Consider the following 11,231-nt stretch of genomic DNA (forward strand, 5'->3'; position numbering starts at 1 on the left):
CTATTTAATTACTGGTTTAGCCACGCTGGTAAAATAGCCACTGACTCAGGAGCACTAAATGCCATACTTGCATCGGCACTTATATCTCCCCCTGCGGTACTTAAAATATTATTAAAGCGCATAACTACGTTGTTAGACTTTTCGGCAACATATAAATCGGTTCCGCTATACATAATATCAACAGGGTTTCCTAATAATGTATTGGGCCCGCTAATCGTCGCGCTTATATTGACTAGCCCCGAGGCATTTGCGGTATTATTTAATACATAAATTTTGCCATCGTCAGCAACGGCTGCGCTGCCTACATCAGAAAGTATTAACGCACCACTTAATGAGTCGTAATCTATTCCATGAATATTGGTAGGCCCTGCCAGTGCTTGTGAATTATTGGCAGGTGTAATTAATCTATCTTCTGTACTTATTGTGGTCTCGCCACTTAGTAGCTTATTTTTAACTTGATCAAATACCGCTACAGTGCCATTAGTTAGCGCAACAAAAGCGCGGTCAGTGTTACTGTCGTAATCAACATCCCACGGGCGTGCATTATTGGCAAAAGTTAAGGTCATAAGAGGTAATACATCGCCGGTGGCACAGCTTGAAAATATAGCAATGCTCGGCGTGGTTTCATTATTTTCAGCCACAAAAATCATTCCACTATCGGAGGCAATATCTAATCCTTTAGGTGAAATAAGGCCTGTATTGCTTCCTGAAATCAGTCTATCTTGGCTGGCGTTAAATGTTTCGCCATCACGGTTATAAGCCACTTTAGTAGAGATGACGATTCCGCCCATTCCTGTACTGGCATTATCGAATGTTGCGTAGCTATTACCTGCTTTATCAAAGCTAACGCTTTCTATCGTTTGGCTTGCATTATAGCTTGCAAGTTCGCTACTTAATGCTGTATTTAAACGGCTAATTTGGCCTGTATCACCCGCAGTGCTTGGATTACTGGATACGGCTACGCCTAATAGCGCCATATTAGGCTCAGTACTATCTGATATATCAGCCATTGAGCTTTGAGTTAGCGTGTTAGTAATTGACTCTGGCTTAGTAGACGCAGTACTTAAATCGGGCGCTATATCGCCACTTTCACCGGCAAATATATTACTAAACACTAAAATTGCATCGTTTGATTTTTCGGCCACACGTAAATCGCTACCCTCAAGGGTAATATCTACAGGGTTGCCTAGCATAGTCGCAGGGCCTGAAATACTGCGTGCAACAGATGTATTACCTTGCGCAGTAGAAGCATTATTAATAACAAAAAGCGCGCCATCGGTAGCATCTGATGCGCTACCAACATCCGATAAAATAAGTTTATTGGTGGTTTCATCATAAACAATGCCGTGAATATTTACCGATATTTGCACACCATCGGCATCGCTTGGTGTAATAGTACGACTTGGCATAGCGGTAAATTCACCGCTTACAAAATTATCATAAACCGCGACATCACCGTTGGTAAGTGCTACATAAAGTCGGTCGTTTACGTGGTCATAATCAACATCCCACGGGGCGGCTTCGGTAACAGTGGTAGCAAGCGGCGCGGCATCTCCCGCTGCAGCACTGCCAAATGTGGTAATTTGCATGGCACCAAAATCAGCTATAAATATCAGCCCGCTATTTTTTGCAATCGCTATGCCCTTAGGATTAACCAGTGTAGTGGCAGGGCCTGTAATTTCACGGTCTTGATTAGTGCTAAAGCTTGCACCATCATCACGATTGGCAAGTTGGCATATAGTTTTAACGCTACCATTTTCGCTGTCGCTTGCTTGTATTAAATTACCGAGGCTATCAAAGGCTACGCCTTCATTTGCAGTGGTATTAAAGGTTTTTAATTTGGCAGCGTTCTGGTTTATTAAATCAACAGTGCCTGCGTTTTGCTCGCCGTTATTAGCTAAAATAAACGTGGCTGCACTAAAGCCGGGGTTACCGTTTGTGCCATCGTTTCCATCTTGACCATCTGCTCCCGACGTACCGGCTAAACCGTTTTCTCCATCACCGCTGCACCCTGAAATACCAAGTACTATCCCAAGCGCTAATGCTGAAAAACAAAGGGGGCGTTTAAGTGAACTGCTTTGTGTATGAAGGTGAGTTAAATTAGCTTTTTTCATCATTTTTACCTTTTAATATTCCATCAAATGAAAGTAAATAACGTGCCTGCTTATACTCCTCAGTACGTACTATTTACTGTGTTAACCTCATAGGGATAACGCGTAGAAATACACATTGGATGCAAATATTTAAAAATAAAAAACAAAAAAGGAGCCATCAGGCTCCCTTTAAAAACTAGCTAGCAAAAATAATTAAGCGATAAACGATTTTATTGAATTTAAAATGCCTTGTTCGCCTAAGCCCATTTCATCGTGCATTTGCGCTTGTGTGCCGTGCTTAATAAATTCATCAGGAATACCTAAGTTAAGCACTTTTAGGTTGGCTTTTTGCGCTGCTAAATATTCATTAACCGCTGAGCCTGCGCCACCACAAATAGCGTTGTCTTCAAGCGTTACTATTACATCATGAGTTTGGCTAAGCTCATCTAATAAACTTGTATCAAGTGGCTTAATAAAGCGCATATTAACTAGCGTTGCACCTAGCTCACTTGCAGCAAGTTGCGCGTTTTCAAGCAAAGTACCAAAGGATAAAATAGCAATTTTAGCGCCTGGTTTAATGGTATTGGCTTTGCCTATTTCTAGTAGCGTCATTTCGCTTTGAATATCGGCAGTACCGGCACTACCACGAGGGTAGCGAACTGCTACAGGGCAATTAGCCTTATAACCGGTATAAAGCATATGTCGGCACTCGTTAGTATCACTTGGGGCCATAATAACCATGTTTGGAATACAGCGCATAAAGCTTAAGTCGTACGCACCTTGGTGTGTTTCGCCGTCGGCGCCTACAATACCAGCGCGGTCTATAGCAAAAAGCACAGGTAAGTTTTGCAGTGCAACATCATGGATAAGTTGATCATACGCACGTTGTAAAAAGCTCGAGTAAATAGCTACAACGGGTTTTAACCCTTCACAGGCAAAACCGGCGGCCAATGTGACAGCGTGCTGCTCTGCTATGGCTACATCGAAATACTGCTCTGGGTGCTCTTTTGAAAAACGCACCATACCTGAGCCTTCACGCATTGCCGGCGTAATAGCCATTAATTTTTTATCTTGCTCGGCCATATCACACAACCAATCACCAAACACCTTAGAGAAAGTGGCGGCGCCAGGTTTAGATTTAGGTAAGCTTGATGTATTAGGGTCAAACTTTGGCACACCGTGATAGCCAATAGGATCAGCTTCTGCGGGTTTATAGCCTTTTCCTTTTTGGGTTTTTATATGTAAAAGCTGAGGCCCTTTTAAATTACGCATATTACGCAGTGTATCTACGAGCATATTTACATCGTGGCCATCAATTGGGCCAATGTAATTAAGACCTAGTTCTTCAAAGAAGGTACCTGGAATAACCATTCCTTTTAGGTGCTCTTCTACTTTACTGGCAAGCTCTTTAACAGGAGGTACGCCAGAGAGTAACTTTTTACTGCCTTCGCGAATATTTGTGTAAAAGCTGCCAGATAAAATACGCGCAAAGTGATTAGTTAACGCACCGACGTTTTCAGAAATCGACATTTCGTTATCATTTAAAATGATTAACATGTCAGATTTTACATCGCCTAAGTGGTTCATGGCTTCAAATGCCATACCTGCTGTAATGGCGCCATCGCCTATAACGGCAACAGTTTTGCGGCCTTTACCTTCTTTTTGAGCCGCAATAGACATCCCAAGTGCTGCCGAAATAGAGGTACTTGAATGGCCTACGCTAAAGGTATCGTATTGGCTTTCTTCACGAAAAGGGAATGGATGTAATCCGTCTTTTTGGCGAATTGTATGCATTAAATCGCGTCGTCCCGTTAAAATTTTATGCGGGTACGCTTGATGGCCTACATCCCATACAAGGCGATCTTCTGGTGTGTTATACACATAATGTAGAGCAACGGTAAGTTCAACAGTTCCTAAACCAGACGCTAAATGGCCGCTACTTTGCGAAACAGAGTTGAGTAAATAGTCTCGTAACTCGTTGCTAAACGCAGGGAGTTTATCTTGCGCTATATCGCGTAAGTGGGCTGGTTCGTCAACCAAGTTAAGTAATGGATACTTGCTACTATCAAGTGTCATGGTATTTATTTTATCCTTCGCTAACATCGGTGCTAACTTATTAGTTGTTACCGCTGTTGAGTAATAATGTCAGTGCTAAATGGCAATACGTATATGTAACACTCAATGGTCACGTTTAATCAGGTAGTTTGCCAGCGCCGCTAGAGTAGAGGTATCAGCATCTATTTTGTTTAATGCTTGATGCGCTTGCTCTATTAAATTTTGCGCCATTTGCTTGGCGCCTTGCATACCTAATAGGGCCGGATAAGTTGCTTTATTAGCAGCTAAATCAGAGCCTTGTGGCTTACCTAAAGTAAATGTGTCACCTTCAACATCTAAAATGTCGTCGTGCACTTGAAATGCCAGCCCTATAGCATACCCAAAAACACGTAAGTTTTCTAAGGTTTGTTTGTCTGCTTTTTCGCTACATAATGCACCCAATGTAATGGCACAGTTGATTAAGGCACCCGTTTTTAATCTATGAATTCGTTCAAGCTGTTGTATTGTAATCACTTTATCTGTGGCTGCAATATCTAGCCCTTGCCCGCCGACCATGCCTTCAAGCCCCGATGCTTTAGCCAGTGCGCTGATCATTTTTACTTGTGTTGACGCGCTGCAGGTAAAATTGTGAGCCGAGATAAGCTCAAAGGCTAATGTTTGTAGTGCATCGCCCGCTAAAATTGCATGCGCATCGTCAAACTCTATATGGCAAGTTGGGCGTCCACGGCGAAGGTCGTCATCATCCATGGCTGGTAAATCATCGTGCACCAACGAGTAGCTATGAATACACTCAATAGCAGCAGCAAGAATATCTAAATCTTGCTTATTAGCTCCGAGCATTTCACCACTTGCGTAGACTAAAAAGGGGCGTAAACGCTTGCCACCGTTAAATAAGCCGTACTGGGTGGCTTCTTTTACTGTGTGTGCAGTATCAAGGGGTTGATCAAAGTACTGTTGCAGGGTCTTTACGACATCTTGTTGAGCACATTCTATTTTTTCTTGTATGCTCACGGTTATTCCATATCGTTGTTAAATGAAGTAAGCGCTGCTTTTTCGTCATTACCCATTAAAATAGACACTTTTTGTTCTGCTTGTTGTAACTTACCCGTTGAGGCGTTAGCTAAGGCTATACCACGCTCAAATTGCTTTAACGACTGCTCAAGCGATAAATCACCTTGTTCCATTTCACCGACAATGGTTGATAATTCTTCGAGTGCTTGTTCAAAACTTAGGTTTTCAGGTTTTTTAGTCGCCATGTTTAATTTCAGCCAGCATGATAAATTTAGGAGCCAATTTTAGGGGGAATGCTAAACTAGGTCAAAGGATGATCGTTGTTTTTTGAGTTATATCAGTTTAAATCGTATTTTTACCATGTATAAGATGCGTATTAGTGCTCACTGTGTACAATAAAATTAATCAGTCGCTAGGCGAGTAGGGTATCTTGATCTAAAATTAGGCCAAACACAGTGTTTTACACTTTTTTCAAAAATGGCTTAAGTATTTCAGTATCTTGCCGATAAGCAGTTAATAATAAAAGTTTGAATAACAAAGTATAATACTTTGGAGGAAATGTGGATTTAGCAACCATAATTGGGATCCTTGGCGCAATTGGTTTAATTGTCATGTCCATGTTTATGAGTAGTAGCGGTGAAATGGGGATGTTTGCCGATGCGCCTTCTAGTGTAATTGTATTTGGTGGCTCACTATTTATTGTGTTATCAAACTTTACCTTGTCGCAGTTTTTGGGCATAGGTAAGGTTGTTGGTAAAGCATTTATGTTTAAAATCGAATCGCCAGAAGAGCTGATTGAAAAAGCAGTTGAACTTGCTGATTCTGCCCGTAAAGGGGGGTTTTTAGCCCTCGAAGAAGCCGAAATACCAAACCCTTTTATGCGCAAAGGTGTAGATATGCTCGTTGATGGCCACGATGCTGATGTAGTTCGTGCCACGCTTCAAAAAGACATTTCTTTAACCACGACCCGTCACGAACTGGGCGCCGGTTTATTTAAGTCACTTGCCGATATAGCCCCAGCAATGGGTATGATAGGTACGTTAATAGGCTTAGTTGCTATGTTATCTAACATGGATGACCCTAAAGCCATTGGCCCCGCAATGGCGGTGGCATTATTAACTACTTTATATGGTGCATTTTTAGCAAATGTAGTGGCTATTCCTATTCAGGTAAAACTGGAGCTTCGCAAAGACGAAGAAGCCATGAATCAGCGTCTAATACTGGATGCTATTTTAGGTATTCAAGATGGCCAAAACCCGAAAGTAATTGAAGGTATATTGAAAAACTACCTTGCTGAGTCTAAGCGCAAAGTAGATACCGAGGAGTAACCATGTCTGATCAAGAGTGCAAATGCCCACCACCAGGTCTGCCTGCTTGGATGGGAACATTTGCCGACTTAATGTCGCTTTTAATGTGCTTTTTTGTACTTTTGCTCGCGTTTTCAGAAATGGATGTACTTAAATTTAAGCAAATAGCAGGCTCGATGAAGTTTGCATTTGGTGTGCAAAACAAAATAGAAGTAAAAGATATCCCTAAAGGGACCTCGGTTATTGCTATGGAATTTACCCCAGGTAAGCCTGAACCTACCCCGATAGAAACCATTCAGCAACAAACCGTTGAAATGACCCAGCAAATGTTAGAGTTTCAAGCGGGTGATGAAAGCTCTGCTGGTGGTAGACAAGAGCAACGTGGCGATAAACGTGGTGGCGAGTCACGTAGTACATCGCAGCAGCAATCTTCAGAGCAAGCAACTTCAGCCGCCGATCAAGAACAAACTAACGAGTTAGTGAAAAAAATAGCGCAACAGCTCGAAAAGCAAATAATAGATGGTGCAATCGAACTTGAATCTTTAGGACAGCAAATCATTATTCGTATCCGTGAAAATGGCTCATTTCCCTCTGGCAGTGCTTTTTTACAACCTAAATTTAAGCCCATAATTCAAGATATTGGTGAGTTATTAAAGGATGTACCTGGTGAAATTACGGTATCGGGTCACACCGATGATTTTCAGGTTTCTAACGAGTTATATATTAATAACTGGGACTTATCGTCAAAGCGTGCTGTAGCAGTCGCAAGCGAATTACAAACGGTACAAGGGTTTGATAAAAACCGCATGATGGTAGTAGGGCGTGCTGATACTCGTCCACTTGTGCCGAATGATTCAAACGAAGATAGGCGTAGAAATCGCCGAGTAGAAATATCAATCTTACAAGGTAAGGCTAAAGAGTCAGACCCTATTGATGTGCGCTAGGCGAGTAGCGGGCGCTAATTTTTCTAATCAAGTTTCTTTTTAAGGTACTTAATCACCTAAGTATCTTGGCAAGCTCATTATTTTAGCTTAAAGTACATTTCCTTAACATATGTAATGGATGCGCTGTGAAAGTTATAATTAAATATTGTGATATGCCAGGTAATGGTGATGGTACCGACGACGATACAAAAGAAAAATAAGGTAAAACATTTTGCCTGATTGGTTTTTGTATTTCGTTAGTATTTTAAGTAAAAGCTGGGTCTTTATGCTAAGCCCGGCTCTTTTTATATTTTTTATATTTAAAGATTACTTAGCCTTTAGGTTTGCATTACTGACCGTCGCTTTTTTCTTCTTTGGGGGGATAACAGCCTCTAGCTTGAGAGAGTTTGACGATATTTATATCTATCGTTATTTAGTATGGGCGGCTACCGATATTATATGGATGGCGTTAATAGCTTATTGGGGAATAAAAGATAAAGTTTATTTATGGCAATGCGTTATTGGTCAGTTAGTGGTTATTGGCGCACCTATATTACAATTATTCAGATTAGTTGACCGTCACCTTTGGGATTTAGCGTACAGCACCATTATTTACAAAACGTTAATGCCCTTTATCAACATTGGCACCGTCATAGTGTGTTATATACCTTTAATTATGCTTTTCGCTAAAAAAAGTAATACCCCCTCAAAAATAGAAAGCGCTCCACCTTCTAAATAGCTGTGCTAAACTACTGTTCATATAAACAGTTAATGAGCAACTCCCATGAAACTCTATATCGCAGAAAAGCCATCACTTGGCAGAGCTATTGCTGATGCATTGCCAAAACCACATAAAAAACACGATGGTTATATAGAAGTGGCTAATGGTGACTGTGTCTCGTGGTGTATAGGGCACTTACTAGAGCAAGCTGAACCTGATGATTATGATGCGCGTTTTAAAAAGTGGCAATTTGAACACCTTCCCATAGTGCCACAGCAATGGCAGCTCAAGGCAAAAACGAAAACGCGTAAACAATTAACTATTTTAAAAAAGCTAATTAAGCAGGCATCAGTACTCGTGCATGCGGGCGATCCCGATCGCGAAGGCCAATTGTTGGTTGATGAAGTCATAGAGCAAGCCAAAATAAGTAAAACCAAAAAGCAAAGCATTCAGCGTTTACTTATAAGTGATTTAAATTTAGCGGCGGTAAAAAAAGCGCTTACTACTATGCGTTCAAATCGTGAATTTATTCCGCTTAGTGTGTCGGCGCTTGCGCGTTCACGTGCAGATTGGCTATTTGGTATGAACCTTACGCGTGCTTATACGCTGGCGGGACAAAAAGCAGGCTTTGGCAATGTGTTGTCGGTGGGTCGCGTACAAACCCCAATTTTAGGTTTAGTGGTTAACCGGGATAACGAAATAGCTAACTTTGTGTCAAAACCATTTTATGAAGTGTTGGCGCATTTAATAACTCCTGAGCAGCAAAGCTTTGTGGCCAAGTGGGTACCAAGCAAAGCCTGCGAGCCGTACCAAGATGAAGAGGGCCGCGTTTTAAATAATGCATTAGCCGAAAACGTCGCCTCGCGAATAGCGAATCAACCAGGCGAGGTTACAGCACTTGAACAAAAACAAAAAAAACAAAGCGCGCCGCTGCCTTATAATTTATCGGCACTGCAAATAGATGCTGCAAAGGCATTTGGTATGGCAGCTCAGCAAGTACTCGATATTTGCCAAACGCTCTATGAGCGTCATAAGTTAATTACTTACCCTCGTTCTGATAATCGTTATTTGCCTAAAGAGCATCATGTAGATGCGCCTGCAATTTTAAAAGCAATTGCAGCTAATGGCGGTCAAAATACTGAGTTTGTGAATGGGGCAGACGCTAAAAAACGCAGCAAATGTTTCAACGATGCAAAAGTGGCTGCACACCATGCAATTGTACCTACCGCCAAACAACTAAAAACAGCGACTTTGGCGGCTGATGAAGTAAAAGTATATCAACTTATTAGCAGGCATTACCTAATTCAGTTTTACCCCGATTACATTTATAACGAAACTAAAGTAGAGGTAACAATTGCGGGAGGTTTATTTAAAGCCAATGCAAAGCAAGATGTAAGCCTAGGATTTAAGGTATTAATGGGCAAAGCCGAGCTAAAAGATGAAGCAACCTTGCCTCATTTAACAAAAGGCATGGCGCTTAACTGCACTAAAGGTGAAGTGGTAGAAAAACACACTACGCCACCGTCTCATTTTACTGATGCAACATTGCTAAGTGCCATGACCGGCATTAGTCGTTATGTAAAAGATTCACAAATTAAAAAAATACTCAAAGAGACCGATGGGTTAGGTACAGAGGCAACCCGCGCAGGCATTATTGAATTATTATTTAGGCGTCGTTTTTTAAAGCGCGAAGGTAAATCAATTAAAGCTACACAAACAGGCTTGGCACTTATTAGTGTTTTACCAGAGGGCTTAGCTAGCCCCGATTTGACCGCTAAATGGGAGGCGAGTTTAGGCAACATTGCTCAACAAGCAATGAGCTACCAACAATTTTTACAACCACTGCTGGTGGAGCTTGAAGGTTTTGTACAGCAAGCAGCTAGTTGTGATAGCCATGTATTTTCAAAGCTACCTAAAACGGCACCTAAAAAGCGCTTTGCTAAGGGTGGTAAAAAAGCAGCATTTAAAAAATCAAATTATAAAAAGAGCTCAGCAACCACTTAATCGCTGGGCTCTCAAATACGGCTTATTTTTTATTAAATAACGCGACTGCAGCGTTACTCATGGCTTTTATACCGGTCGGTAATGCTACTTTATAATCTGGCGCAAATTTACTTGAGTGTAATGAAGGAAGTGTTTGGTTACTTTTCATCGCATTTGTATATTGCTGCTGGTTTACTCCACCTAACCAAAATAACGTAATAGGAATGTTTTCATCAGTTCTACCGTACAGTCCAAAATCTTCACCAGCCATAACCGCTTTTGTCTCAAATACATTAGTTTCGCCAATTGCATCAGCAATAGCACTCCTAACAATATTAGTTTGCTGAGGGTTATTGTAAGTAGATGGAATAGATTCATCTTCATGAACGTGAACAACAGGGTAGTGTGACTCAGTAAGGCCAGCACTTTGAGCAATACCCGCTGTAATACGTTTTATTGCAGCTATTTGCGCCGTACGTACCTCTGGGTTGTAGCTTCTAAGCGTAAGCTGTAGTTTTACTTCATCTGAAATCACATTATGCTTTGAGCCACCATGAATAGAACCCACAGTCACTACGGAAGGCTCAAGTGGAGAAAGCTCGCGGCTTGTGATTGTTTGTAATGCTAATACCGTACGCGCCGCAATAACTACAGGGTCTACGGTAGTGTGCGGGTAGGCGCCGTGTCCGCCTTTACCTTTTATAGTTATATCTACTGAATCAACACTTGCCATGGTGTATTCGTTTTTCATTGATACCTTACCCGCAGGCACGCTGGCACTAACATGCAGCGCAATAACATGATCAGGCTTAGCATATTTACTAAATAAGCCTTCACTCAACATGGCTTTTGCTCCACCGCCAACTTCTTCTGCAGGTTGAGCAACCATCATTAACGTTCCTTGCCACTTATTTTTATGGGCAATAAGTTGCTCAGCAGTACCAATAAACGAGCTCATATGTATATCGTGGCCACAGCCATGCATTACACCTACTTTATTACCATGCTCATTGGTCACTTGTACTTTAGATGCATAAGGTTTACCGGTTTGCTCTGTGATTGGTAGGCCATCGGTATCAGTACGAATCATTATTGTAGGGCCGGTGCCATTTTTATAAATCCCTACCACACCGTAGCC

Annotated in this window: 9 protein-coding genes (1 of these 9 running past the window's edge); 4 read left to right on the forward strand and 5 right to left on the reverse strand. The window is 41.6% G+C overall.

Translation table 11 applies throughout. The features are described 5' to 3' along the window. Positions 1-8 precede the first annotated feature (8 nt). From VOI46_RS03700 to VOI46_RS03715, 4 genes are all read right to left on the reverse strand, one after another. Positions 9-2,114, reverse strand: coding sequence for a hypothetical protein (locus VOI46_RS03700; protein WP_004586870.1), 2,106 nt, complete (start codon positions 2,112-2,114; stop codon positions 9-11). A 192-nt stretch (positions 2,115-2,306) separates the two neighbouring features. Further along, entirely contained in the window at positions 2,307-4,169 is a 1,863-nt protein-coding gene (gene dxs, locus VOI46_RS03705; protein ID WP_004586871.1) for a 1-deoxy-D-xylulose-5-phosphate synthase, read from the reverse strand. A 102-nt stretch (positions 4,170-4,271) separates the two neighbouring features. Further along, a complete protein-coding gene (ispA, locus tag VOI46_RS03710) occupies positions 4,272-5,159 on the reverse strand; it encodes a (2E,6E)-farnesyl diphosphate synthase (RefSeq protein ID WP_004586872.1) in 888 nt (295 codons plus the stop codon). A gap of 2 nt (positions 5,160-5,161) precedes the next feature. Beyond that, the gene (locus VOI46_RS03715) at positions 5,162-5,404 is read right to left on the reverse strand and encodes an exodeoxyribonuclease VII small subunit (RefSeq protein ID WP_004586873.1); all 243 of its coding nucleotides are present in this window, start codon (positions 5,402-5,404) and stop codon (positions 5,162-5,164) included. 315 nt (positions 5,405-5,719) lie between these two features. Here VOI46_RS03715 and pomA point away from each other — a divergent pair, with 315 nt between their 5' ends. The 4 genes from pomA (at position 5,720) to VOI46_RS03735 (ending at position 10,114) form a co-directional block, all read left to right on the forward strand. Continuing rightward, complete coding sequence (gene pomA, locus VOI46_RS03720) at positions 5,720-6,487, forward strand: flagellar motor protein PomA (RefSeq protein WP_004586874.1); 768 nt, start codon at positions 5,720-5,722, stop codon at positions 6,485-6,487. 2 nt (positions 6,488-6,489) lie between these two features. Further along, a complete protein-coding gene (locus VOI46_RS03725) occupies positions 6,490-7,410 on the forward strand; it encodes a flagellar motor protein MotB (RefSeq protein WP_004586875.1) in 921 nt (306 codons plus the stop codon). A 211-nt stretch (positions 7,411-7,621) separates the two neighbouring features. Beyond that, complete coding sequence (locus VOI46_RS03730; RefSeq protein ID WP_004586876.1) at positions 7,622-8,128, forward strand: hypothetical protein; 507 nt, start codon at positions 7,622-7,624, stop codon at positions 8,126-8,128. Between the two features lie 45 nt (positions 8,129-8,173). Next, complete coding sequence (locus VOI46_RS03735) at positions 8,174-10,114, forward strand: DNA topoisomerase III (protein ID WP_004586877.1); 1,941 nt, start codon at positions 8,174-8,176, stop codon at positions 10,112-10,114. 22 nt (positions 10,115-10,136) lie between these two features. On the opposite strand, the gene VOI46_RS03740 is transcribed toward VOI46_RS03735, so the two are convergent. After that, a protein-coding gene (locus tag VOI46_RS03740) for an amidohydrolase (protein WP_004586878.1) crosses the window boundary here: on the reverse strand, positions 10,137-11,231 show its 3' portion. It continues 219 nt past the right edge of the window; the window shows 1,095 of its 1,314 coding nt (coding positions 220-1,314); its start codon lies beyond the right edge, outside the window; it ends in the stop codon at positions 10,137-10,139.

It is taken from the genome of Pseudoalteromonas sp. CuT4-3, assembly GCF_035666335.1.
In the GTDB taxonomy this organism is placed as follows: Bacteria; Pseudomonadota; Gammaproteobacteria; order Enterobacterales; family Alteromonadaceae; genus Pseudoalteromonas; species Pseudoalteromonas atlantica.